The following is a 23,771-nucleotide window of genomic DNA, read 5'->3' on the forward strand; positions in this document are numbered from 1 at the left end:
AGGGCCTTCTTTTCGAGATCGAACCTGAAGATCGCGACGGTATCGCGGCCCTTGTTGGTCGCCGCGTACAAGGTCTTGCCATCAGCGCTCAGGTGTTCCGGCGTGAAGATCTCGCCGTCACCGTGGCCGCGCGCAGAGGTGGCGATCTGTTCCCACGCTGCGCTAGGGCTGGCGCGGTAGAGCACCTTCAGCGGCTTCTCTTCCAGCTCGTCGTCACGTTCGCGAATCACCGCGATGCGGGGCACGAGGTCGGCGTCCAGCAGCCAGCGTTGGACCTGGCCGGGGTGATCGAAGGTCAGCAGCGTCTGCTTGCCGGTCACCACATCCACACGGTAGAAGTCGATCGAGCTTGCCGCACGGAGATTACCGGCGGCCAGGATTTCCCGGTCGCTGCCAGGAATGGGGCCGGCATAGCTCAGGCCGCGACCCACCATGGCGCCCGAGTTGATGAACTCGCGCACGGTCGGCGTGATCGTGCGTGACTCCTTGCCGTCGCGGCTGACGACGAAGAGGCCGCCGCCGGAGGTTTCGACCTCGCCCGCTGGCGCATTGATATTGCCGACGCTGAAGGCCAGGCGCTCGTTGCCAATCCAGTTGAACCGGGTCACGTCGTAGGCCGACAAGGAAGTCACAGCCTGGGACTTGCGCGTCTCCAGGTCAATGACGGCCAGGTTCATGCGGCCATTGATTGCCGAAGTGACGGCCAGATACCTGCCGCTGGGCGACAGGGTCGGGGAGCGAAACTTGGGCGGCGACAGGTAAGCGCGCAGCGGTGCAGGCGTGCTGCTGGCGGCGCTGCCGGCAGCCTGCTGGGCCACGGCGCTGGTCGGCAGGGCTGCGGCAAGCGACAGCACTGCGGCACCGATCAGGGTCAGCGCGCCTTGCGAGGCGGCACGCCGGCGAGACAAATTGGGGGCCATTCCGTTCATGGTCACTCAGGTCATGGGATGGTCAGCAAGCGCTGGCGCGGGAGGCCGCGGCGGCTGGACCATTCAGTTGCAGAAGCAAGAAAGGCCGTCGGCTCATTGTGGAGTCGAACGGCTTCTCTCTTTTGGCTCGGGCGGCGGCTGCCGCCCGAAACCTTGTCATCAGAACTTGTACGTGGCCGACAGGCGGTACGAAGCCTTCATCGAGTCAGCGAACTGGGCGGGGATGATGCCGCCTGGCTCGACGAAGGAACGCACGTCCAGCTGGCCGAGCTTGTTGAACACGTTGTTGACGTTCAGCTGCACGGACAGGTTCTTCACGCCGGTGTAGGACACGAAGTAGTTGGTGACGGTGTTGCCCGGCCACTTGCAGTCGCCTTCCGTGATGCCGTAGTCCTTGCAGAAGGTGTCGGTCGGGCTGTAGCCCAGGCCCTTGGAGCCGGTGTTCGAGATGAAGCTCACACCGTGGGTCCACTTGGGCATGCGCAGCGTGAACGACACATTGGTGCGCAGACGCGGGTACTCATAGAAGCCAGCGTAGTTGTGGCTCCACTGGTTCGTGGTGGTGTTCCACGAATACAGCGAGTTCAGGTACGTCGCGGTCAGCTGCGTGGTCAGGCGACCCAGCGGCGTCTCGGTGCGCAGGCGGAACTCGGCGTCCACACCGTCGGTCTTCGTGCGGTTCAGGTTGACGAAGTTGCGCAGCAGGGCGTTGATGCGGCCAGCCGTCACGCCATAGCGGGCTTGCTCAGCAGCGGTGAAGGTCGTGTCCCGGGACAGCGGATCACGCAGCACTTCAGGCGAACCAGCGGCACCTTCCTCGGTCAGGATGCGCGAAGCGCTGCGGGCCGAGATTTCGTCCTTGCGGTTGATGCTCCAGTAGTCGAGCGAGACGCTGACGTTGTTGATTGGCTCCAGCACGATGCCCAGCGAGTGGCTCTTGGCGGTTTCCGGCTTCAGGTTGGGGTTGTTCTTGGTGATCAGGGCCACGGAACCGCACTCAGCCGTCTGCACCGAGTCGGCGCGCGACAGCAGCAGGGCGCGGTTCGGGTCCGTCGCCGGCAGGGCCTGGGCTTGCCTGACCAGGTCGGCGCGCAGGCTCAGGGCCAGGCCGCAACGCTTCGGATCGGACGCGCGCTGGAAGGCGAACTTGGTCGACTCGGCGCTTTCCGTCAGGTTGGGTGCACGGAAGCCGTTCTCGATCGTGCCGCGGAACAGCAGTTCCTTGCTCGGCTGGTAGCGCACCGCCAGCTTGGGCGACAGGTGAGCGTCAAAGCCAGGGAACTTGTCCAAACGCGCGGCGACCTGGGCTTCGAGGCCCTTCATCACCGGGATGCTCAACTCGCCGAAGGCAGCGTAGAAGGTGCGCGAGGCATCGGCGGCGGACAGGCCGTTGCCGACGATGTCGCCACGGCGCAGGTTCTGCGTCGGGTCGATCGAGACGGACTCGTTGCGGATCTCGCCGCCTGCTGCGAAGGCCAACTGACCGGCCGGCAGCTTCATCAGCTCGCCGCTAACCTTGCCGTCCAGAGCCGTCTGGCTGATCTTGCCGGTGTAGCCGTAGGTCGGGAACAGCTTATTCAGCACTTCAGGGCTGTTGGTCTGGCCGATCTTGTAGCCTCGGTTGAAGAAATCAGCGCCCGGATTGTTCCAGTCGCCGATGACTTCCTTGAAACCGGTCTCGCTGAAGGAGCCGCGGCTCGTCGAGACGGCCTTGCTGCCCAGGTGCTGCAGCGCAACTTCCCAGTCGTAGTTGTTGATCGTGCCCTTGGCACCGCCGAGCACGCGGTACTCGTCAGCCTTGACGCTGCTGCCGGCGCCGCTGTCGACGAAGCGATAGCGCAGTTCAGCCGGGCGGCCCAGCTTGTTCAGCGGGTGGCCGGTGGGCAGCAACACATAGCGGAAAATCTTGGAGCTGTTGGTCGACGGGTCACCCCAGGTCGTCGTGCCGGCGGACGGGCCGCCATAGATCTGGTGGCCGCCGAAGTAATCGACTTCGGTGCGCGAGTACATGCTCTCGAAGAACAGCTCGGTGTCGGCGTTCAGGGCATAACGCGCATTGACCATCAGGTTCAGACGGTCAGCGCTGGGGATAGCCTGGAAACGCTCGTAGCGGTTGTACATGCACAGGTTGCTGCGCACGTCCGTGCAGCCGGCCAGAGGGCCTTGGCCGATGATGTTGCCGGGCCAGCTGAAGCTCGACGGCGTGCCGTAGCTGGGGCTGTACTTGGTCAGTTCCGGGTTGGTGTCGGAGATGATGTCGCTGTAGAACAGCGGGTCACGCTGGTAGGCGCTGACCATGGCCACCACGTTGTAGCGGTCCTGGACGATATCGCCACGGCCCATCACGAAAGACAGTCCCTTTTCGCCGAACTGGGTGGTGTTCAGCGAGTTGGCCATCCAGCCGGACAGCTGGGTGCCCTTGTAGTCGCGGCGGGTGATCACGTTGATCACGCCGGCCACGGCGTCAGAGCCGTAAATGGCGGAAGCGCCGCTCTTCAGCACTTCAATGCGCTCGATGGCTTCCAGCGGCAGCGAGTCCACATTGCTGAACAGCGTGGCGTAGTCTGCCAGGCCGTAGGGGGCAACACGGCGGCCGTTCAACAGCAGCAGCGTGGCTTGCGCGCCCAGGTTGCGCAGCGAGATGGCGGATGCACCCGGCGAGAAGCGGTTTGCGCCTTCGATGTCGGACAGGCCGCCGGTGGAGGCGGCGAGTTCGTCGATCAGGCCCTTGACGGTCGTGACGCCGGAAGCCTCGATCTGCTCACGCGTGATGACCTGGAGCGGCACGGCCGATTCAGTGTTGATGCGCTTGATGTTCGAACCGGTGATTTCGATGCGCTGCAGCTGTTCAGTGCTTGCCGGGGCTTGCTGAGCCTGGGCGTGCATGCAGACGAGGCCGGCTGCAAGCGCAGTCAGGCGAAGGGCTAGACGGGGGGAGGAACGCATTGAGAGGACTCCGATTCGGGTGTGCTGGTGGCACGGAAATCACGGCCCGTTGGCAGGTTTTCTGGCAATCGGCCGACTTGGCAATATCAAGTGGGCTGGCTGCAAGTGATGCCCCAGCCATGACTTTCGTAAGGGGCGCAGTCTAAGGAATCGAAAGAATGTTTCCGTCGGGGCTTCTACCAGAGTCGTGTGAATGCAACATTTCAGCTCCGGCAGGGCCACTCATCCGGGTGGTCGACGAAGGATGCCGGACAGGCCTTGGCCCCGGCTGCGGCCTGATTTGGCCTGCCTGGCCTGAGCCGGGCGTGTCGGCCATTCATCGGCCAAATCCGCAGTTCGCCGCAGCCCGGGCTGCGGCCCCGCGAGCCTTGCCTAGACTCTGGCCCCATGCGTACCGAACCCCACCTCAACCGATTCCAGCGCTGGTACTTCACCTGGGCCGAACGCCATTACCTGCGCATGCAGCCGCAGATGCAGGCGCAGGCGCGCGCGCTGGATCGGCTGCTCTACAGCCGCCGCGGTCTGTGGGTCTGGCTGGGCTTGATCGGCTCCATCGGCGGCGCCACGGCCGGCCTGCGTGCTGCCGGCATGCCGCTGCTCATGGCCCTGATCCTCAGCAGCATGGGAATCCTGGCGCTGGCTTTCGTGCTGCTGGTGGCCTGGCTGCAGCCGGAGAAGGTGATGGGCCAGCGCGGCCTCGGCCGCCTGATGCTGCGCATCAGCATCAGCACCCTACTGGGCGTGCTCACCGGCTGGGTTGCCGGGCGTCTGAGCCGGCATGGCCTGGCCGGCCTCAGCTCGCTGAGCACCGAACTCGAAGCGCTGCTGCGCATCGGTGTGCCCGTGGGGCTCAGCGTGGGCCTGGTGATGGCCTTGCTGGTTGGCCTGACCGCAGCCGGACGCCGCTACCAGCTGCAGCAGGAACTGCAGGAGGCGCGGGCGGCCGAAGAGCGTGCGCAGATCGCACGCGAGGCCAGCGAAGCCCGGCTGCGCCTGCTGCAGGCGCAGATCCAGCCGCATTTCATCTTCAACACCCTGTCGGCCGTGCAGCACTGGGTGGACAGCGGCGACGCGCGCGCCAGCGGCCTGCTGCGGGCGTTGACGGCCTTTCTGCGCGGCTCGGCCGAGCTGATGATGCAGCCGCAGGTTCGCCTGGCCGAAGAGCTGGCGCTGGTGGGCCATTACCTGAGCGTGATGCAGGCCCGCTGGGGCGAGCGCCTGCGCTACGACCTCGACATTGACGCCGCCACGGCCGAGCGTGCGCAGCTGCCGCCCGGAATTGTGCTGAGCCTGTTGGAGAACGCGCTGGAGCATGGCCTGGCCCCCACGCTGTCAGGCGGCAGCTTGCGTGTCTCGCTGCAGCCACTTGGCGCGGAGGGCTGGATCCTGCGCGTGCAGGACGACGGCGTGGGCCTGGATGGCGACTGGCAGGCGGGTCTCGGCGTGAGCAACAGCCGTGCCCGCCTGGAAGCCGTGTTCGGCACCCGTGCCCGTCTGCGCCTGAGCGCGGCTGACGAGGGCGGCACCTGTGCCGAGCTGGTGGTCGAAGGGCAAGGGGCTGGCGATGAGCGCTGAATCCAAGTCCGCATCGAACTGCACGGACTGGCGCCAGTACTGGTATCCCGGCCCCCCCCGCATCTTCAGCGCCGCCGAGATGGAGCGTGCCGGCAGCCAGCCCTGGCCGCGCATGATCGAGCACATGGTGCTGGTCGATGTGATCGTGCTGCTGGCAGTGGCGGTCCAGGGGTTTGGGGGCCAGCGATCCCCCATCCTCTTCGCGGGCCTGCTGCTGCTGACCTGGCTGGGCCTGCGGGCGGCGCAGTGGCTGTGGCAGCACCCGACCCGCAAGGCCTTGAACCTGCTCACCTTCGGGGCTGGCGGGCTGTTCGGCCTGCTGTCTCTGGTCGGCGTCAAGACCCTGGGTCGAGACGCGATGAATCTGCCGATGATGCTGATGGGCGCCTGGTTCTTTGCGGTGGCCAGCGGCTGGTGGATTCTGGTGATCGTCCGGGTGCAGCAGATCGAAGCGCGCCTGCGCGAGCTGGACGACCAGCGCCGCCACACGGCCTTGCAGACGCAGCTGCTGCAGGCGCAGATCCAGCCGCACTTTCTGTTCAATTCGCTGGCCGCGCTGGACCACTGGGTCAGCAGCGGCGACGCCCGCGCCACGCCGCTGCTGCGCTCGCTGACCGGCTATCTGCGCGCCACGCTGCCGCTGTTCAATCGCGAGCAAATCGCACTCGGCGAAGAGCTGGCCGCGGTGCGCGAATACCTGGCGGTGATGCAGGCCCGCGTGGGTGAGCGGCTGCGGGTGGAGATCGAGATCGAGCCCAGCCTGCAGGATCAGCCGCTGCCACCCGCGCTGCTGCTGACCCTGGTGGAGAACGCCATCGAACACGGCGTGATGCCCAAGCTGGGCGCGGCCTGCGTGCGCATCGAGGCCCGGCGCGTGAGCGGCATGGCGGAGCTCAGCGTCAGCGACGACGGCCCCGGCCTGCCAGCCGACGCCGACGCGGCGGCCAGCTCCTGCCACCGCGGCGTTGGTCTGGCCAACAGCCGCGAGCGCCTGGCCCAGGCCTTCGGCGCTGAGGCCAGCCTGACGCTGGCGAACTCGGCTGACACCGGCGGCTGTGTCGCCACGCTAAGCCTGCCGCTGCAGGCCACCTCCGCCCAGGGAGAACCCACGCAATGACGACGACAACGACCACAACAACACCGACAACAGCAATGACAAGCACAGCCACAAGGCTGCACAAAGCCAAGGCCTGGTTCGCCGCGCTGGACTGGCATGTGGTGCTGATGCTGGGCCCGCGCCACAAGTTCAGTGAAACCGAGTGGCAGCTGCTGGGCCAGCGCGCCTCGGGCATCTCGCCCAGCGTGCAGGCGGCCTCATTCATCAGCGCGCTGGCGCTGGCGAGCCTGCTGAGCTATATGCTGGAGCCCCAGCTGCGCCAGGCCGGCTTCATCGTCGACCTTGTGATGGCGCTGGCGCTGATGCGCGTGGGCGTCTGGGTGTGGCGCCGGCCGACCATGCGTTCGCTGTACCTGGGCTATCTCTGGGTGATTGCGATCTGCATCTGCTGCATCTTCCTGATGGGTGTCTACGCCGGCTTCATGGGCTTGGATTTCTCGACAGGGGAGACCGCGGTGGCCCTGATGGGTGTGGCGCTGCTGCTGATTGCGAGCTTTGGGCTGTGGGTGCTGGCGATGTGGCGCAATGAATTTCTGGCCGACTGGCTGAGCGACCAGCGCCTTCGCGAACAAGCCGCTGAATTGGCGCGTCAGTTGTCCAGCGCGCAGATCCAGCCGCACTTCTTGTTCAACTCGCTGGCCTCGCTGCAGCACTGGGTGGCCAGCAAGGACGACCGCGCAGCGCCGATGCTGGCTTCGCTTACGGCCTATCTGCGCGCCACGCTGCCGCTGTTCGACCGCCCGCTGCTGTCAGTTGCCGAAGAGGGCGAGGCGGTGCAGCGCTATCTGGAAGTGATGCAGGCGCGGCTGGGCGATCGGCTGCGCTTTCGGGTCGAGATCAGCGATGCCGCCGCGGTCTGTCAGCTGCCGCCGGGCCTGTTGCTGACCCTGGTTGAGAATGCCGTCGAGCATGGCGTGCAGCCGCAGCTCTCCGGCGGCGAGGTGCTGCTCAAGGCCGATGTGCTGGCCGACGGCAGCCTGCAGGCCGAGGTGATCGACGACGGCCCGGGCCTGGCGCAAGAGCTGGAGTTCAGTGCCGCCACCCATGCCCAGCCCACCGGCGCCGGTGCCGGCCACGGCCTGCGCAACAGCTCGCTGCGCCTGGCCCAGGCCTTCGGCACCCGAGCCCGCTTGCGCGTGGCGCCGGCTGATCCGGCCGGCTGCCTGGCCCAGGTGCTGGTGCGGCCCGAGGGCGGGGCCGACCCGGCCCCGCGCTGAGCGACCGAGAACAACCGACAGACAGACTGACCGAGTGAGTGAGAACGAGAGAGGACTGACGATGAACCTGATGAGTACCAGCAAGCCCCTGACCGCCCTGATCGCCGACGACGAGGAAGGTCCGCGCGAGCAGCTGCGCACCGCGCTGGTCCGCCTGTGGCCCGAGCTGCAGATCGTGGCCGCCAGCGTGCACGGCGTGGACGCCTGGGACGACTTTCTGGAGCATGAGCCGACCATCTGCTTCCTGGACATTCGCATGCCGGGCCTGACCGGCATCGAGGTGGCCAGCCGCATGGCTGCCACCGCCAACCCGCCGCATGTGGTGTTCGTGACGGCCTTTGGCGACCATGCGCTGTCGGCCTTCGATGCCGGCGCGGTGGACTATGTGATGAAGCCGGTGGACGACGCCCGCCTGGGCCAGGCCATCGCGCGGCTGAAGGCGCGGCTGCAGACCGCCACCCCCAGCCTGGCGGCTCCGGCGGCAGCCGATCTGCAGGCCTTGCTGAAGCAGCTGCTGCCCGCCGCCGCGCCGGCCAAGAGCCGCCTGATCCAGGCCAGCCTGGGCCGCGAGGTGAAGATGATCGCGCCCGAGGATGTCATCTATTTCGAGAGCGACAACCGGTACACCCGCGTGGTCTACGAGGGTGGCGAGGCGCTGATCCGCACGCCGCTCAAAGAGCTGCTGGCGCAGCTGGACACCGAGCAGTTCTGGCAGGTGCACCGCTCGGTGCTGGTCAACAGCCGCCACATCGCCACCGCGCTGCGGGTGGACGAGAACACCATGCAGCTGACCCTCAAGGGCCGTGAAGAGAAGCTGCCGGTGTCGCGCCAGTTCCAGGGGCTGTTCAAAGGCCAGTGACGCCTCTCGCACAGGGGGTGCGGCAGCCCGGTCTAACCCGGGTATGACGTCACGCATGAAGGGGCACAATGGCCCGCATCTCAACGTGCGCCCCCTTCACACATGGCCGCCTTGCCCCAACCGCGTTTCGACCAGTTTTACCGCTTTCCGGAGCTGACCCAGCTGCTGTTTGCCTATGCCGAGGCGCGACCGAACCTGGTTTCGGTGCGCTCGATCGGCAAGAGCTTCGAGGGCCGCGACATCTGGGTTCTGGTTCTGACCAACACCGCCACCGGCGCCGACATCGACAAGCCGGCCTTCTGGCTGGACGGCAACATCCACGCCGCCGAGCTGAGCGCCTCCACCGCCTGCTTGTATTACCTGCACGACCTGCTGGGCAAGTACGGCAGCGCCGACGAGCAGGGCCGCCAGGTGACCCAGCTGCTGGACACCCGCGTGATCTATATGGTGCCGCGCCTGAACCCCGACGGTGCTGAGCTGGCGCTGGCCGAGCGGCCGCGCCACATCCGCAGCTCCACCCGCGCCTATCCCTATGACGAGGAGCCGGTGGACGGGCTGACGATGGAAGACATCGACGGCGACGGCCGCATGCTCACCATGCGCGTGCCCGACCCCAACGGCACCTACAAGAAGCACCCCGACGAGCCGCGCCTGATGGTGGCGCGTGAGCCCGGCGAATTCGGCGGCGAGTACTACCGCCTGATCCCCGAGGGCTTCATCAAGAACCACGACGGCCTGACCGTCACCGTTAACAAGGACCGCGAGGGCCTGGACCTGAACCGTAACTTCCCCAGCGAGTGGCGGCAGGAATACAAGCAGACCGGCGCCGGCCCCTACCCGACCAGCGAACCCGAAGTGCGGGCGATGGTGGACTTCATCGTGGCTCACCCCAATATCGGCGCGGCCATCAGCTATCACACCCACAGCGGCGTGATCCTGCGGCCCATGGGCACGCAGAGCGACGACGACATGATTCCCGAGGACCTGTGGAGCTACAAACGCTTCTCGCAGCTCGGCGAAAAGCACACCGGCTATCCCAGCGTCAGCATCTGGCACGACTTCAAGTACCACCCCAAGGACATCATCACCGGCACGCAGGACTGGGTCTATGAGCACCTGGGCGCGCTGTTCTGGGTGGTGGAGATCTGGTCGCCCAACAAGGAAGCCGGCATTGAGGGCTACAAGTGGGTGGACTGGTTCCGCGACCATCCGGTGGAAGACGACCTGAAGCTGCTGAAGTGGAGCGACGAGCAATGCGGCGGCCAGGCCCATGTGGACTGGAAGCCCTTTCTGCACCCGCAGCTGGGCGCCATCGAGATCGGCGGCTGGGACAAGATGAACTACTGGCGCAACCCGCCGCCGCATCTGCGCGAGCGCGAGGCCGCGCGCTTCCCCGGCTGGATGAACCAGATCGCGCTGAGCCTGCCCAAGCTGGAGCTGCTACGCACCGAAGTACGTGCCCTCGGCCCCGACACCTGGCGCGTGCGAATGGCCGTGGCCAACACCGGCTACCTGCCCGCCTACGTGACCAAGCGCGCGCTCGACCGAAAGGTGGTGCGCGGCGTGATGTTCGAGATCCACCTGCCCGCCAGCCCCGAGATCAGCCTGGTCAGCGGCAAGGAACGCATGGAAGGCCCGCAGCTGGAAGGCCACGGCCCGAAGGCTACCCAACTGGCCTTCCTGCCCAGCCGCGAAATCACCGCCGACCGCGCGGTGGGCGAGTGGGTGGTGCGCGCACCGAAGGGCACGCGCCTCGCACTGACCGCCTGCGCGGATCGCGCCGGCACGGTGCGGACTGAGGTGGAGTTGGACTGAGATCGGACCGAGCAGAGTGCCAGTGCACTCTGCGACGCCGACCGAAGGCCCGGCCGCCTGCTAGCCGGCGGGCTGATGGCGAATGAAGGCAGCCGCAGGTTGCTGCTCAGAGTCATTCGCGCCTGGCTCGACCTGAACGGGCGGAATCGCCCTAGATCCCTCATCGGCCGCCATTGGCTCCCTGCAGCCGGTTTGACAACTGTTGTCAAGCTGACCAAGATGCCTGCATGAGTCGCCAAACCATGAGCTTTGCCTTGCCAGAGTCGATGCGCGAGTACACCGACAACCGGGTCGCCGCCGGCAACTACGGCAACACCAGCGAGTACATCTGCAATCTGGTTCGCCGCGATCAGGAAGAGCAGGCCAAGAAGCGGCTTCGCGATCTCATCGAAGAAGGCTTGGCATCCGGGTCTGGTCGGCGTCGCACAACGGCGGACCAGGTGGAACTGCTGGCTATCGCTCGCGGCGAGATCGATTGAAGCCGGCAGTACTGCGCCCGCAGGCGCTGCGCGATCAGTAGGGCGAGGTCAGGTACTACCGCACAAAGAGGGTGGCACCCGCGCGGCGGTGAAGGCAGCCAACGCCACCAACGCCGCGCGTGACCAGATCGAACTTGATCCTGGCATCGGCTCACCGACACTCGGCAAGCACCTCGGCATTCCGGGGCTTCGGACCTGGCGGGTGGCGAAGTTCCCGCTGCTCTGGTGCTACTTCGAACGCGGAGACCAGCTTGATGTGGTCAGGCTGTTGGGCGAGCGCAGGCCCAGAGCTCGATGACTGGTCGATAACAGCCCTTTGGCTAAGTTGGCCGGCCGGAACCGAGCCAACGCCGCCGTCCGAGCTGCGCGAGCTTAAGTGAGCTCCTGGCCGACAGCGTGAACTAGGCCGTGGCACCTGAAACTGACCTTGGCCGGCAAAGAGTCACAGCCTGACCGGCGGCTTCCCTGGACGGCCGTGAATTGGCGTTGTCAGCCAAGAGAGGTCGGGGCGATCAAAGCCTTGATCAATTCGGCGTGAACTTGCTGGCGGCGGCTTAAACAACCCGCAGCACTTCAAACAGCTGTCGCATTGGGGCGACCTGTATCGACACCTCATCACCCTCACACTTGCCCAGCATGGCCTTGCCCAACGGGGCTTCGCTGCTGATGACCTGAACCTGCTGAGCGCCGCTGAGCAACTTCATACTGCCGCCACTCGGTCCAAGAAAGAGCAACTGTTGCTGCTGTTGGTCGTCAGAATCAACCAGGCTGACCAGCGCGCCGAGCTGGATGCCTTTGCTGGCGTCGTAGGGGCTCGGGCGGAACTGGCGCCAATGGGTGATCGCTTGGCGGATGGCTTCGGCGCGACGTGCCTGGCCGGTGGCCAAGTAGGCGGCTTCAAGGCCCAAGGTGTCGTACTTGTTTTCGGCGATGTTTTCTTCGTGGGTCGCCGTTTCATGGGCCACCCGCGCCGCCTGTTCGGCTTGCAGCAGGTCTTCGGCAAGGCGTTCCAGCACCTGCTGCTGCAGCAAGAGTTTATCCATGATGAAAGGTCAGCGCCTCGAACAAGCGGGGGCAGGTCATGATTATGGAGTGCAGCACCAGGCCGCCACTTCGTCTTGTTGGCACGCCCCTTGCGCGTCTCTCCGCATGACGAAGAAGACCACCCCTATGCCCTTCACCCTCCAAGCTCGCCCCCTCACGCCTGAAGCCTTCGCCCCCTTCGGTCACGTGCTGCAGGCCGGTCCGCCGCCCTCGGGCGAGGCCGGCCAGGCGATCAACAGCGGGACCAGCCGGCGCCATGTGCTGGTTGGCGATCTGCAGCTGGGGGCCGATCAGGGCCGTGGCGAGCTGAGCTTGAGCCGGGCGCAGGCGCGCGTGCTTCCGCTGCGCCTGCAGGAGCTGGAGCGGCATCTGCTTTCCACCCAGAGCTTCATTCCGCTGGGCGGGCCGCGGCGGCTGGCGCTGGTGGTGGCGCGGCCGGGGCCGGGGCCGGGGCCGGGGCCGGACACGCCTGAGCAGTTGCAGGCCTTCGTCAGCGATGGCTGGCAGGGCGTGTGTCTGCATGCCGGCACCTGGCACCACCCGCTGCTGGCGGTGGATGCCGGCGACTTTCTGGTGATCGAGCGCCGCGCGGCCGAGGTGGATTGCGAAGTGCTGGCCTTGCACGACGTGTGGCTGGCGCTGCCGAGGGCCATTTGATGATGAATGCAGGGCTGCGCTGGCCTGCATCAGCGGCCGCAGCGCTGGCCCTGGCGTGCCGGGCCAGCTGGGCTGCGCCGGGCCTCGGCCGGCCGCTCGGGAATTGCTGCGGCGGGCCGAGGCGAAGTGCGATCAAGGCTTGCTGATGAGTGCGAAGCGGCCCTCGCGGGCCTGCCGCACCCAGAAGCTGCCCGACGCTGCGTCGAAGCCCTGCACCACCGCGGACGTGGTGCCGCCGCAGGCGGCGGTCCAGTCAGCTGGCACGCCGCGCAGGAAGGCCGCGCTGTAGGGCTGGCGGCTCAGGCAGTCGGCCGGCGCCAGGAGCTGCCATTTGCCCGTGCTCGGGTCCTGGCGCGCCAGCCGGACCTGATTGATATCGACGCCCTTGGGCACGGTGAAGGACAGAACGAAGGGGTCGCCGCCACCATCGGCCGACAAGGCCCACCGGCCGCTGGCCCAGGCAGGCAGTTGCACCGGTAGCTTGCCGGCTTCGCTGCCATCACCCAGCGAGCCGGGCAGGCCTGTGCTGTTGCGGATGTCCTTCTCACGGCCATAAGGTTCGATATAGGTGCCGCCTTGCCCGGCGGTACCGCTGATGCTGAGCACCTCCGACTGCAGTCCGTCAACCTTGGGCTCCCACGACAACAGCAGCTGCTTCTTCAGGTCGATGGTGGTGGCGCGTACCTCGACCGCCTCGGTGCTCTGGCCGGCGTTGATGATGCGGGCACGCTGGCTGTTGTTGAGGTTGGGGCGCCAGCTTTCGTGGGCGACGAACATGTGGCGCTGCATCAGCGACAGCATCTCGCGGTTGTTAGCTGCCTCGGTCTTGCCGGGCTCGGCCGCCATAGTGCGGGTGCGCGTGTCGTGACGGTTGAAAGTCAGGTTCTCGCCGTCCAGCACGCGGGCGCTGCTGCCCAGCGTCGAGCTGCAGGCGCTGGTTCGGTAGCTGGTGTCGTAGACGTTGTTGCGTTGGATGTTGGCTGGGAAGCTGGCGGGATACACCACCTTGTCGCAGCGCTGGCTGCTGCGGCGGAAGCGGTCGAACAGCTGCCACTGCGCCTGTGCCAGTTCCTTGGGGCCGTCTTCGTTGCGCAGCACGGTGTGCTCGGCATACCAGGCCTTGAAGTCCAGCACATCGCCGGTGAACTCGAAGATCGAGGCGTTGACGTCCAGCGCGCCGGTGTTCTCGACGCGGGCCTTGAGCATCAGCGTCTGCTGCACCTGTTCATGCTCGCCAAAGCGGTTCTCGTAGCCCTTGTACGAGGCACTGCCGGAGACGATCTGCATGAAGGGCCGCTGTGATGCATCGCGCACCAGGCTGCGCGCATACATGTGCTCGTGGCCCGAAACATAGATCACGTCATGCTCGGCCAGCAGCTTGCGGTACTTGTCATACACGGCGCGGAAGGCCACGTCACTGTCCTCGGACTTGTAGCCCTCGACGATGCGCTCGCGAAGCAGGCCGTACTTGTTGCCAACGAAGGAGTTGTGCGTCTGCAGCACGATGTGCTTGGCCTTGGTCCTGTGCTTCTGGATGCTCTGTTCGATGAACTCGTAGGCGTAGGGCATCCAGCCGTAGGAGATGTTGATGAACAGCACGTCGTCGCGCAGCCAGACGTAGTTCTTGTTGCGCGCTCCGGGCATGTGCTCCGCTTCGGCGGGGATGAAGTCGGCCACCAGGTCGTGCCAGTCCTGGTCCATTCCCTTGTTGTCGTGGTTGCCCATGATGGGCAGCAGCCGCATGTGGGCCTTGTAGGGCTCTGCCACCTCGCGCCACTGCCGGTACTCCGCAGCGGTGCCGTTCTCGGCCAGATCGCCCACCACCAGCACGACATCCACCTTCTGCTGCTTGTAGAGCTCCAGCAAGGCACGCATCGGATGAACCGCTGCATTGCTGCCACCCCCTTGCGTGTCTGGCAGCACGGCCACTTTCAGTGTCTTGGCTGCGACGGGCGCCGTAGCCGGAGCGGGAGCAGGGGCCGGCGCAGGAGCTGGCGCAACAGGGGCATCGTCGCCACCACCGCAGGCGCTCAGCAAGGCAGCCAGGCTAAGAGCGGGAAAACAGCGTTTCGTGATCATCATCATCTCCTCCAGAGGGGTTCGAATGGAGGGCGCATGCTGGCCGACGCATGTGACCATGCCGTGACCTTGCGATGTCAGCTAGATAACGCGTGCGATCAGCGCGCAGTCTATGGCAGCCGGCCGGGCCGCACCGCCCGGGTGGGGCGGCAGGCCTGACTGACAAGTTCCATTCCTTTTCTCTTCCTTGTCTGTCCCGTGCTGCCGCTGGGCGACTGCGCTTTCAGTGCTCGGCCAAGCCAGCTTGCGGCGCTGGCGAAATGCTGCGCCAGGTTTGGCGGAACACCGCCTGCTCTACCTTGGCGCGCTGCTCAACCGGGCAAGCCACGCGGACCACCAGCACCAGCTGCTCCGGGTTTGAGAAGTCCCAGGACACCTTGGTCTTGCCTGAGGGCAGGGCAATGAAGTTGCTTTCTGCCTCCTTGCGGAAATGGGCCATGGCCTCGTCGCGCCAGGCGGCGGTGGCCTCGTCGGCCGCGGCGAAGGCTGCCGCTTCAATTCGGTCCAGATCGTGCGTCGCGCGCTCGGGGATGGGGATCTGGATGGCGTGCAGCGCGTAAGCCCCGTTGGGCGATGCGTTCACCAACGGGTGCGTCAGCAGCAGGCCATTGGGAAACTCGGCCACCTTGCCGGTGCGCTGGCCCGCCCGGTCCAGCTCGACCAGGGTGGTGGCAAACATGTCGATGTCCACCACCCGGCCATTCAGGCCGTCGAACTCGATCACGTCGCCAATCTTGTAGGGCTGCACCACGGTCACATACAGGTAGCCGTGCACGCACATCACCAGCTCTTTGCTGACGATCAGGATGGCACCCGCCACCGCCGCCACCGACAGCGCGAAGCCGGCAATCGTCGATGCCCACACCGACACCATCACCAGCAGGGTTGCAAACCAGATGATGTTGCGCGCCCACACCAGGTGCAGGCGGCGCTTCTCGGCCGACATCTCGCCGCGCGACAGATACCGCCCCCACAGATGCGATGCCAGCAAGGCCAAGCCCACCAGCAGGGCGGTGACGATGACTTTCTCCCATTGGCCGGGAATCAAGCGCGCCAGGTTGTCGATGGTGTTCATGAGCTCGTTCAGATCCGCGATTCGGTGGCCAGCACAGCTTGCCTGGTGTTCGGTCCCGCAAGTTCCTGCGCATTAAGCCGCGTCTTGCGGGACCGAACACTAACAGGTGATGAGGTCGGCCCGAGGATGTCGCTCTGGATGGCCCGCGCGTGATGTGCGGGCATGGCCGGTTTGTCTGTGATGCTCGCCGGCTCCGCGGCAAGCCGAGCCCGAGCCAGGCACGGGAACGCCTACTGAATGAACGAATGGGCTCAGCGCCCCAGCCCGGCCTGCGCCAGGCGCTGCGCCAGCGCCACCAGGCTGGCATCGCTTCCGGCCGGCCCCAGCAGCGAGAGGCCCAGAGGCGCGCCGTCGCGCTGCAGCAGCGGCAGGCTCAGCTGCGGAAAACCGCTCAGGCCGGCGATGCACAGCATGTTGATGGCCTTGTTGCGGTAGTCCTCCAGCGTGCTTTCGGGCGCGCTGCGCAGCGGGGCGATGTCGGGCATGGTGGGCATCAGCAGCACGCCGTCGTGGCCCAGCAGCGCGGCCAGATGGGCGCGGAAGCGGCTGCGGAACTCACGCGCGGCGCTGACCTGCGCATCGCTGACCTGGCGCGACCAGGCAAAGCGCTCGGCCACGCCGGGCCCCAGCGGCGGCGCGTAGCGCTCGATCAGCGGGCCGTCGCTCAGCCAGGCTTCGCGGCCCTGGATGTGGCGGAAGTGCCAGTACATGGCCTCGAAGGATTCCAGCACCACCGCCACCGGCGCGGCCGTGCCAATCACGCCTTGCACATGCGCGGCGCCGGGCTGCGCCACCGCCGCCACCTCGGGCGCCAGAAGCGCCCACACCTCGGTGGGCAGCCGCAGGCGCGGCAGCGCGGGCAGCGGCGCGCTGTCGGTGCCCAGCAGTTGCTCGGCCACCTGCGCAAAGCAGTGGCTGTCGCGGGCGAAGAAGCCGCAGGTGTCAAGACTGGGCGCCAAATCCAGCGCGCCCTGCAGGCTGATGCGGCCGTGCGTGGGGCGCAGGCCGTAGAGCCCGCAGTGGCTGGCCGGCGCGCGCACCGAGCCGCCGGTGTCGGTGCCCAGCGCGAACTCGCACAGCCCGTTCGAGACGGCCGAGGCCGAGCCCGAGGACGAGCCGCCGCTGATGCGTGCGGGTGCGGTGCCATTGATTGGCGCGCCGAAGTGTGCGTTGTTACCGTTCATCGAAAACGCCAGCTCGTCGGTGACGGTCTTGCCGACAAAGCGTGCGCCCGCGTCCAGCAGGCGCTGCACGGTGGGCGCGGTCTGCGCCTTGATGCCCGACAGCGCCAGCACGATGGGGTTGCCGCCGCCGGTGGGGTAGCCGGCCACATCGAACAGATCCTTGACGGCGAAGCTCAGCCCGGCCAGCGGCCCGCTGGGCGCGTGCGGCAGCGGCGCGTCGGGGTAGGGAACGAACGCGTGGGCGGGATCGTGCAGCGGCATGGCGGAAGGCGGATGTCTTTCAAGCCGCCGGTGCGACGGCGATCTCGATGTGGTGGCAGCTGGCGCGATGGCTGGCACTGAAGGCCTGGCTGGGCGGCAGGGCCTCGTGGCAGCGGGCGCTGGCGCGCGGGCAGCGTGGCGCAAAGGCGCAGCCCGGTGGCAGCGCGGCCAGATCGGGCGGGCTGCCGGCAATGGTCTGCAGCCGCGCGCCCTTGTCCATCGCACCATGCGCGCGGCTTTGCAGCAGGGCCAGCGTGTAGGGGTGGCGCGGCGCGCGGATCAGGTCGCGCACCGTGCCTTCCTCGACGATGCGGCCGGCATACATCACCGCGATGCGGTCGGCCACCTCGACGGCGGCGCCGATGTCGTGCGTGACGAACAGCACCGCCATGCCGCGCTCCTGCTGCAGCTCGCGCAGCAGCAGCAGGATCTGGATCTGCACGGTGGCATCCAGCGCGGTGGTGGGCTCGTCGGCCAGCAGCAGTTGCGGGTTGCAGGCCAGGGCCAGCGCGATCATGGCGCGCTGGCGCATGCCGCCGGACATCTCGTGTGGATAGGCATCCAGGCGGCGCTCGGGGCTGGGGATGCGCACGCGCTCGAACAGCGTGCGGGCGCGCTGCCGGGCGGCATCGGCGCTGAGCGGCTCATGGCGCCTGATCGCCTCGATGATCTGCGCGCCCACGGTGTAGACCGGGTCGAGCGCCAACAGCGGCTCCTGGAAGATCATCGACACCACGCGGCCGCGGAAGTCGGCCAGCTCGCGCGGCGACAGCGCCAGCACATCACGGCCATCCACTTCGATGGCGCCGCCGATCTGGCTGCGCCGCGGCGGGTGCAGGCGCAGCAGGCTGCGCAGCGTGACGCTCTTGCCTGAGCCCGATTCGCCGATCAGCGCCACCACCTCGCCGCGCGCGATGGCCAGGTTTACGCCGCTGACCGCCTGCACCGGGCGGCGCCCGCCGCTGAAGCGCACGCTGAGATCCTGCAGGCGCACGAAGGGTGCCGTGGTTTCGGGTCGGGTGGTCGTTGTGCTCATGCTGCCACCTCCTGGGGAGCGGCGGCGCGCGGGTGGCCGCTGCCGGGCTCGTGCATCAGGCAGGCCACGCGGTGCAGATCGCTGGCCTGGCCGGCCTGCCACTGCACCGGCTGCGGCGCGCGCTGGCTGCACAGCGGCACGGCATCGGCGCAGCGCGGGTGGAACCGGCAGCCGCTGGGCGGGTTGATCGGATTGGGCGGGTCGCCGGCCAGCGGCGGCTCGCTGGTGCGCGCATCCGGGTCCATCGAGGGCATCGAGCCCAGCAGCGCGCGGGTGTAGGGGTGGGCGGGTGCGTCGAACAGCGCCTCGGCCGCGCCGATCTCGGCCACCTGGCCCAGATACATCACCATCACGCGGTCGCTGATGTAGCGCACCACATGCAGGTCATGGCTGATGAAGACATAGGTCAGGCCGAAGTCCTGCTTCAGGTCCATCAGCAGGTTCAGCACCTGGGCCTCGACCGACTTGTCCAGCGCCGAGACGGCTTCGTCCAGGATCAGCAGGCGCGGCTGCAGCGCCAGTGCGCGCGCGATGTTGACGCGCTGGCGCTGGCCGCCGGACAGCTCATGCGGATAGCGGCCGGCGAAACGCGCCGGCTCCAGGCCCACGCGCGCCAGCAGCTCATGTGCGCGCGCCATCGCCTCGCGCCGCGAGACGCCGTGCACCGTGGGGCCGAAGGCGATCGAGTCCTCCAGCGTCAGGCGCGGGTTCAGCGAGGCATAGCTGTCCTGGAAAACCATCTGCACCTGGCGGCGGAACTCCTTCAGCGAGAGGTCGCGGCTTCCGACCACGCGGCCGTCGAACACCACCTCGCCTGCGGTGGGTTCGATCAGCTGCATCAGCAAGCGCGCGGTGGTGCTCTTGCCGCAGCCGGATTCGCCCACCACGCCCAGGGTCTCGCCCTTAAGTACGCTGAAGTCCACGCCGTCCACCGCACGCACCACCGGCGCCGGGCCGCGGCCGGGCAGCATCGGCTGCTTCAGCGGGAAGTGTTTGACCAGGCCGCGGATGGACAGCAGGGGCTGGGCCGGGCCGCCGATGTCGGCGTTGGCGTCAACGTCGCCGTCGTGCGGGTCAGGCAAGGGCTTGGTGTGCAGCGGCGCGATCATGATGAGGCTCAACCCTTGTTGTCCATCGCCGAGCGCAAGCCGTCGCTGAGCAGGTTGAAGGCAATCGAGGTGATGAAGATCATCAGGCCCGGCAGTGCAGCCAGGGCCGGCTGCACATAGATGGCGGTGCGCAGGGTATTGAGCATCAGGCCCCACTCGGGTTCGGGCGGCTTGACGCCCAGGCCCAGGAAGGACAGGCCCGAGGCCAGGATCAGCGAGACCGCGATCAGACTGGTGGAATAGACAAAGATCGGCCCCAGCACATTGCCCAGCACATGCACGCGCACGATGGTGAAGCCGCTGGCGCCCGAGGCGCGCGCGGCTTCTACATAGTCGCGGCCGCGCACCTGAGTCGTCACGGCCTCGGCCACACGCGCGATCTGCGGCACGAAGACGATGGTCAGCGAGATCAGCGAATTCAGGATGCCGGCACCCAGCGCACCCGACAGCGCAATCGCCAGCAGCACCGAGGGGAAGGCGTAGAACACGTCGACGGTACGCATGAGCAGCGTGTTGGTGGTGCCGCCCGCGTAGCCGGCCAGGATGCCGATGGCCGAGCCGATCAAAAAGGCCATCAACACCGGCGTCAGGCCCATGAACAGCGACAGCCGCGTGCCGACGATCAGGCGCGACAGCATGTCGCGGCCGAGCTCGTCGCTGCCGAGTAGATAGCCCTCGCTGCCGATCGGCTGCAGGCGCTTGAGCATGGATGCTTGGTAGGGATCGGCCGGCGCTAGCCAGGGGCCGATCAAGGCCAGCAGCAAGAGCGCCAGTACCACCAGACCGGCGCCCAGCGCCACGCGGTCGCGCCCCAGACGGCCCAGTACCGAGCGCCAGTAACCGGGCGAGCGCTGCACGGCGGCCAGCGGCGCGCTGGCGGAAGAAGCGGAGGCGGGCATCGCGGTGGTTTCCATGGCGTCGTTCTCAGGCGCGGGCGATGCGCGGGTCGAGCAGGGTCTGCAGCAGATCCACCGCCAGATTGAGCAGCACGAAGAACAGCGCCAGCACCAGGATGGTTCCCTGCAGCAGCGGCAGGTCGCGCTGGAAGATGGCCGAGTTCAGCAGCATGCCGGTGCCGGGCCAGGAGAACACGGTCTCGATCAGGATCGAGCCGCCCAGCAGATAGCCCAGCTGCAGACCCATGACCGCCAGCGCGGTGGGCGCCACGTTCTTCAGCACATGGCGAAAGATGCCGGAATGCGTCAGGCCCTTGGCCTGCAGGCCGGTGATGAACTCCTGCGACAGGATGTCAGCCACCAGCGCACGCACGGTGCGCGCGATGATGCCCATCGGGATCACGCTCATCGTCAGCGCCGGCAACAGCATGTACTGGAAGTACTCCCAGTCCCAGGCCCAGCTGGCGGCGCCGTCGGGGCCGGCGCCGGTGGCGGGCAGCCAGCCGGTCAGGGCCGAGAACAGGATCACCATCACCATGCCCAGCCAGTAGTGCGGCACGCTGACACCCAGGACCGCCAGCAGCGAGGCCAGGCGGTCGGGCCAGCTGTTGCGGAAGTAGCCTGCCACGAAGCCGAACAGGCTGCCCAGCACGAAGCCGATCAGCGTGGCCAGCACCGCCAGACGCAGCGTGTTGCCGACGGCGGTCAGCACCTCGGCCGCAACCGGCCGGCCGCTGGCGATGCTCTGGCCGAGGTCGCCATGCAGCGCGCGCCAGACCCAGGCGATGAACTGCTCGGGGTAGCTGCGGTTGAAGCCGTAGAGCTCGCGCATCTGCGCGGCCATCTCGGCCGAGGCGTCGGCCGGCAGGATGGAGACCAGCGGGTCGCCCGGCGCCAGGTGCACCAGCGCAAAGCAGACCAGGGCCACGCCGGCCATGATGGGCAGGGCGTAGACGATGCGGCGAAGCAGGTAGAGGATCATCGGCGGGGCCTGCGCGGCGCAGGCGTTGGCGGTGTCGCTAACGCCACAGCGAGCTGGCCTGTGGCCCGCTGCGGTTTCGAGGCCTTCTGCTTAGTCGATGCTCAGCGGTGCCAGGTCGATGAACCAGCTCTGCGGCTGCACCACGCCCTTGACCTTGGGCGAGATCGCGCGCGGGCCGACGTCATGGGCAATCCAGACGAATGGCGCTTCCTCGACGATGCGGGCATGCAGCTTGGCCAGTGCGGCGTCGCGTGCCTTGTCGTCGAAGCTGTTGCGCGCATCGGCGATCAGTTTGTCGATCTCGGCATTGCCGAAGTAGCCCCAGTTGTTCGACACCGGCGGGAAGGTCTTGGTGCTGACGAATCGCACCATCGCGAAGAAGGGGTCCATCGCCGCGAAGCTGACGTTGATCGCGTTGGCACCGTTGGCCGAGGGGTCCTTGGCGCCCTTGCGCCAGTTGGTGAACAGGGTGTTCCACTCGATCACGTCGAACTGCACGTCGAAGCCGCAGGCCTTCATCGACTGCTGCACGAACTCGTTCATCGGCAGCGGCTGCATCTGGCCCGAGCCCGAGGCCGAGATCTGCACCTTCACCTTCAGCGGCTTGGCGGGCGAGTGGCCGGCCTGCGCCATCAAGGCCTTGCCGGCTTCGGGGTCGTACTTGATGTCGAACTTGGGGTTGCCCCACCAGGGGTGGCCCGGCGGCACCGTGCCCTTGGGGATGGCCATCATGCCGCCCAGCAGCTTGAGCAGGCCGGTGCGGTCCACGCAGAGGTTGGCGGCCTGGCGCACGCGCTTGTCCAGCCAGGGCGAGCCCTCGGCGAAGGACAGCTGCCAGGGCCAGACATGCGGCTGCTGGTTGAAATAGATTTTGTAGCCGCGGCTGCGGATCGAGCCGCTGGCGTCCGGCGCGGGCGCCTCGATCCAGTCCACCTGGCCCGACAGCAGGGCCGCGGTGCGCGCGTTGGCCTCGGGCATGGGCAGCAGCACCACCTTGTCGAGCTTGGGTGTGCGCTTGGGGTCCCAGTAGCTCTTGTTGGGGGCCAGCTCCAGGCGCTCCCGCGCCACGAAGCGGCTCATCTTGAAGGGGCCGGAACCCGAGGCATCGGCCGCGAAGGCGGTCCAGGCGGCCCGGGCCTTGTCGGCGGGCGTGGCGCCGGCAGCGGCCTCGAACTTCTTCTGCCAATGGGCTGGCGAGGCCATGAAGAGATTGGTCAGGTTGATCGGCAGGAAAGCGTCAGGCTCGCTGGTGCTCAGTTCCACCGTCAGGTCGTCGATCTTGCGCGCGCTCCGCAGCGTGGGCATGCGTGATGCGGTCACGCCAACCTGGCTGGCGTCGAAGTGCGGCGCGTCCTTGTCCAGCACCTTGCGCACGTTCCACACCACGGCGTCGGCATTGAAGGGCGAGCCGTCATGGAATTTCACGCCGGGGCGCAGCTTGAACACCCACTTGGTCTTGTCCTTGGAATCCACCGCCCAGCTCAAGGCCAGGCCGGGGATCAGCACGCTGGGCGCATCGGCCTTGGAGAGATCCCAGTGCGTCAGCGCGTCGTACAGCGGAATGCCGGTGAAGCGGTTGCCTTCGAAGCCCTGGTCGGGCTGGCCCAGCGTGCGCGGGATGTCGGCCGCGGTCATTGCGATGCGCAAGACCTTTTCCTGGGCTTGCGCGGTACCGGCCAGCAGGCCCAGCGTGGCGGCAACCAGAGCGAGAGAACGGATCGTCATGGGATCTCCTTGCGTGTGCCCTCTCTTTCGCAAGTCATGTGCCAGGCGTGCGTGAAGCCGGCTTGCACGCTGTCGATCAGCGGCACGGCCAGCGCCGGCTGCAGACGCTCGGCCCAGCCGGCCAGGGCAGCGCCGCCGACGATAACGCTGTCGGCGCCCAGCGCAGCCGCCTCCTCGCAGGCCTGCCGCAGCAGCGCACCGGCCGCCTGCGGATCGGCCAGCAGCTGCGCGCCGGTGGGTGCCACCGTGACGATGCCCGCCAATGGTGCGAGCAGATCCAGACCGAAGGCCAGGCGGCGCAGCATCGGCGCCCAGGCCGCACCGCCGGTGACGATGGCATAGCGCCCCTGGGCGGCGGCAGCGCGCATCGCCGCCTCGGCAAGACCTGTCACCGGCACGCTGGCGCGCTCGCGCAGGGCCAGCAGGCCCGGATCACCAAAGCAGCCCAGCAAGACCCCATTCGGGTGCATGCCTGCGCTGATCTGGGCGTCGAAGGTCGTCAGCACGGCATGGCCGGCAATCGCCAGGCCGGTCTCGTCGCTGATGTAGGGCTCCCCAAAGGGCGCGGTGCAGCCCAGCAGTTGCGCGCCCGGCGGCGTGTGCGGCGCACCCGCCTGCAGCAGCAGCGCGGTGACTGCGGCGGTGGTGTTGGGATTGATCAGCAGCAGTGAAGGCGCTGCGCCTCTGGTGTCGGCATGCATGCCGGCGCCGCGTGCAAGCGGCGTGCCGGGCGTGTCCGTCAGTGCTTGATCTGCTCCTGCTCTGCGGCGGCCAGCACGGCCTCGC

The 23,771-nt window shown here is 67.3% G+C and carries 19 protein-coding genes; 7 read left to right on the forward strand and 12 right to left on the reverse strand.

The genetic code is table 11. The features are described from left to right. The coding region (locus tag ACIQ67_RS13780; protein ID WP_397534943.1) for a hypothetical protein at positions 1-929 on the reverse strand (929 nt) is incomplete at its 3' end. A 159-nt stretch (positions 930-1,088) separates the two neighbouring features. Then, the gene (locus ACIQ67_RS13785) at positions 1,089-3,875 is read right to left on the reverse strand and encodes a TonB-dependent receptor plug domain-containing protein (RefSeq protein ID WP_397534944.1); all 2,787 of its coding nucleotides are present in this window, start codon (positions 3,873-3,875) and stop codon (positions 1,089-1,091) included. Positions 3,876-4,262: 387 nt separating this feature from the next. On the opposite strand from ACIQ67_RS13785, the gene ACIQ67_RS13790 reads away from it, so the two are divergent. The 6 genes from ACIQ67_RS13790 (at position 4,263) to ACIQ67_RS13815 (ending at position 10,937) form a co-directional block, all read left to right on the forward strand. Then, a complete protein-coding gene (locus ACIQ67_RS13790; RefSeq protein WP_397534945.1) occupies positions 4,263-5,450 on the forward strand; it encodes a sensor histidine kinase in 1,188 nt (395 codons plus the stop codon). Continuing rightward, on the forward strand, positions 5,440-6,567 hold the full coding sequence (locus tag ACIQ67_RS13795) for a sensor histidine kinase (protein WP_397534946.1): 1,128 nt from the start codon (positions 5,440-5,442) through the stop codon (positions 6,565-6,567). Before ACIQ67_RS13790 ends, ACIQ67_RS13795 begins: the two co-directional genes overlap by 11 nt. A 35-nt stretch (positions 6,568-6,602) precedes the next feature. Continuing rightward, positions 6,603-7,784, forward strand: coding sequence for a sensor histidine kinase (locus ACIQ67_RS13800; protein WP_397534947.1), 1,182 nt, complete (start codon positions 6,603-6,605; stop codon positions 7,782-7,784). Between the two features lie 61 nt (positions 7,785-7,845). Further along, positions 7,846-8,643: a LytR/AlgR family response regulator transcription factor gene (locus ACIQ67_RS13805; RefSeq protein WP_397534948.1), complete on the forward strand. Its 798-nt coding sequence runs from the start codon at positions 7,846-7,848 to the stop codon at positions 8,641-8,643. A 102-nt stretch (positions 8,644-8,745) separates the two neighbouring features. Next, the gene (locus ACIQ67_RS13810; protein ID WP_397534949.1) at positions 8,746-10,458 is read left to right on the forward strand and encodes a M14 family metallopeptidase; all 1,713 of its coding nucleotides are present in this window, start codon (positions 8,746-8,748) and stop codon (positions 10,456-10,458) included. Between the two features lie 227 nt (positions 10,459-10,685). Beyond that, positions 10,686-10,937, forward strand: a complete 252-nt coding sequence (locus ACIQ67_RS13815) for a type II toxin-antitoxin system ParD family antitoxin (RefSeq protein ID WP_397534950.1) — start codon at positions 10,686-10,688, stop codon at positions 10,935-10,937. Between the two features lie 554 nt (positions 10,938-11,491). Here the strand turns inward: ACIQ67_RS13815 and ACIQ67_RS13820 are convergent. After that, positions 11,492-11,980, reverse strand: a complete 489-nt coding sequence (locus ACIQ67_RS13820; protein WP_397534951.1) for a GreA/GreB family elongation factor — start codon at positions 11,978-11,980, stop codon at positions 11,492-11,494. Between the two features lie 127 nt (positions 11,981-12,107). Here ACIQ67_RS13820 and ACIQ67_RS13825 point away from each other — a divergent pair, with 127 nt between their 5' ends. Next, entirely contained in the window at positions 12,108-12,638 is a 531-nt protein-coding gene (locus tag ACIQ67_RS13825) for an ureidoglycolate lyase (RefSeq protein ID WP_397534952.1), read from the forward strand. A gap of 132 nt (positions 12,639-12,770) precedes the next feature. Here ACIQ67_RS13825 and ACIQ67_RS13830 read toward each other — a convergent pair whose 3' ends face one another. The 9 genes from ACIQ67_RS13830 to ACIQ67_RS13870 all read right to left on the reverse strand — a co-directional run. After that, positions 12,771-14,717, reverse strand: coding sequence for a metallophosphoesterase family protein (locus ACIQ67_RS13830; RefSeq protein WP_397534953.1), 1,947 nt, complete (start codon positions 14,715-14,717; stop codon positions 12,771-12,773). Between the two features lie 223 nt (positions 14,718-14,940). Next, positions 14,941-15,792, reverse strand: a complete 852-nt coding sequence (locus ACIQ67_RS13835; protein ID WP_397534954.1) for a mechanosensitive ion channel domain-containing protein — start codon at positions 15,790-15,792, stop codon at positions 14,941-14,943. A 251-nt stretch (positions 15,793-16,043) separates the two neighbouring features. Beyond that, entirely contained in the window at positions 16,044-17,237 is a 1,194-nt protein-coding gene (locus ACIQ67_RS13840; RefSeq protein ID WP_397534955.1) for an amidase, read from the reverse strand. A gap of 19 nt (positions 17,238-17,256) precedes the next feature. Then, on the reverse strand, positions 17,257-18,273 hold the full coding sequence (locus tag ACIQ67_RS13845; RefSeq protein WP_397534956.1) for an ABC transporter ATP-binding protein: 1,017 nt from the start codon (positions 18,271-18,273) through the stop codon (positions 17,257-17,259). Continuing rightward, positions 18,270-19,382: an ABC transporter ATP-binding protein gene (locus ACIQ67_RS13850; RefSeq protein ID WP_397534957.1), complete on the reverse strand. Its 1,113-nt coding sequence runs from the start codon at positions 19,380-19,382 to the stop codon at positions 18,270-18,272. The genes ACIQ67_RS13845 and ACIQ67_RS13850 overlap by 4 nt, the downstream gene beginning before the upstream one ends. Before the next feature lie 8 nt (positions 19,383-19,390). Beyond that, positions 19,391-20,296 (reverse strand): ABC transporter permease, encoded by a 906-nt coding sequence (locus ACIQ67_RS13855; RefSeq protein WP_397534958.1) that lies wholly within the window; start codon positions 20,294-20,296, stop codon positions 19,391-19,393. A 10-nt stretch (positions 20,297-20,306) separates the two neighbouring features. Beyond that, positions 20,307-21,260 (reverse strand): ABC transporter permease, encoded by a 954-nt coding sequence (locus tag ACIQ67_RS13860; RefSeq protein WP_397534959.1) that lies wholly within the window; start codon positions 21,258-21,260, stop codon positions 20,307-20,309. A gap of 90 nt (positions 21,261-21,350) precedes the next feature. Next, positions 21,351-22,985, reverse strand: a complete 1,635-nt coding sequence (locus ACIQ67_RS13865; protein ID WP_397534960.1) for an ABC transporter substrate-binding protein — start codon at positions 22,983-22,985, stop codon at positions 21,351-21,353. Then, positions 22,982-23,771, reverse strand: a 790-nt coding sequence (locus ACIQ67_RS13870) for an aspartate/glutamate racemase family protein (RefSeq protein WP_397534961.1), incomplete at its 5' end; no start/stop codon positions are given. The genes ACIQ67_RS13870 and ACIQ67_RS13865, both read right to left, overlap by 4 nt.

Origin of the sequence: Roseateles sp. (genome assembly GCF_044373315.1) — a bacterium.
In the GTDB taxonomy this organism is placed as follows: Bacteria; Pseudomonadota; Gammaproteobacteria; order Burkholderiales; family Burkholderiaceae_C; genus JACDQM01.

What these genes read in the sequence shown, in the direction of transcription:
- ACIQ67_RS13785 (WP_397534944.1), bottom strand. Translation starts at nt 3,875, where the DNA reads ATGCGTTCCTCCCCCCGTCTAGCCCTTCGCCTGACTGCGCTTGCAGCC.
- ACIQ67_RS13790 (WP_397534945.1), top strand. Translation starts at nt 4,263, where the DNA reads ATGCGTACCGAACCCCACCTCAACCGATTCCAGCGCTGGTACTTCACC.
- ACIQ67_RS13795 (WP_397534946.1), top strand. Translation starts at nt 5,440, where the DNA reads ATGAGCGCTGAATCCAAGTCCGCATCGAACTGCACGGACTGGCGCCAG.
- ACIQ67_RS13800 (WP_397534947.1), top strand. Translation starts at nt 6,603, where the DNA reads ATGACAAGCACAGCCACAAGGCTGCACAAAGCCAAGGCCTGGTTCGCC.
- ACIQ67_RS13805 (WP_397534948.1), top strand. Translation starts at nt 7,846, where the DNA reads ATGAACCTGATGAGTACCAGCAAGCCCCTGACCGCCCTGATCGCCGAC.
- ACIQ67_RS13810 (WP_397534949.1), top strand. Translation starts at nt 8,746, where the DNA reads ATGGCCGCCTTGCCCCAACCGCGTTTCGACCAGTTTTACCGCTTTCCG.
- ACIQ67_RS13815 (WP_397534950.1), top strand. Translation starts at nt 10,686, where the DNA reads ATGAGTCGCCAAACCATGAGCTTTGCCTTGCCAGAGTCGATGCGCGAG.
- ACIQ67_RS13820 (WP_397534951.1), bottom strand. Translation starts at nt 11,980, where the DNA reads ATGGATAAACTCTTGCTGCAGCAGCAGGTGCTGGAACGCCTTGCCGAA.
- ACIQ67_RS13825 (WP_397534952.1), top strand. Translation starts at nt 12,108, where the DNA reads ATGCCCTTCACCCTCCAAGCTCGCCCCCTCACGCCTGAAGCCTTCGCC.
- ACIQ67_RS13830 (WP_397534953.1), bottom strand. Translation starts at nt 14,717, where the DNA reads ATGATCACGAAACGCTGTTTTCCCGCTCTTAGCCTGGCTGCCTTGCTG.
- ACIQ67_RS13835 (WP_397534954.1), bottom strand. Translation starts at nt 15,792, where the DNA reads ATGAACACCATCGACAACCTGGCGCGCTTGATTCCCGGCCAATGGGAG.
- ACIQ67_RS13840 (WP_397534955.1), bottom strand. Translation starts at nt 17,237, where the DNA reads ATGCCGCTGCACGATCCCGCCCACGCGTTCGTTCCCTACCCCGACGCG.
- ACIQ67_RS13845 (WP_397534956.1), bottom strand. Translation starts at nt 18,273, where the DNA reads ATGAGCACAACGACCACCCGACCCGAAACCACGGCACCCTTCGTGCGC.
- ACIQ67_RS13850 (WP_397534957.1), bottom strand. Translation starts at nt 19,382, where the DNA reads ATGATCGCGCCGCTGCACACCAAGCCCTTGCCTGACCCGCACGACGGC.
- ACIQ67_RS13855 (WP_397534958.1), bottom strand. Translation starts at nt 20,296, where the DNA reads ATGGAAACCACCGCGATGCCCGCCTCCGCTTCTTCCGCCAGCGCGCCG.
- ACIQ67_RS13860 (WP_397534959.1), bottom strand. Translation starts at nt 21,260, where the DNA reads ATGATCCTCTACCTGCTTCGCCGCATCGTCTACGCCCTGCCCATCATG.
- ACIQ67_RS13865 (WP_397534960.1), bottom strand. Translation starts at nt 22,985, where the DNA reads ATGACGATCCGTTCTCTCGCTCTGGTTGCCGCCACGCTGGGCCTGCTG.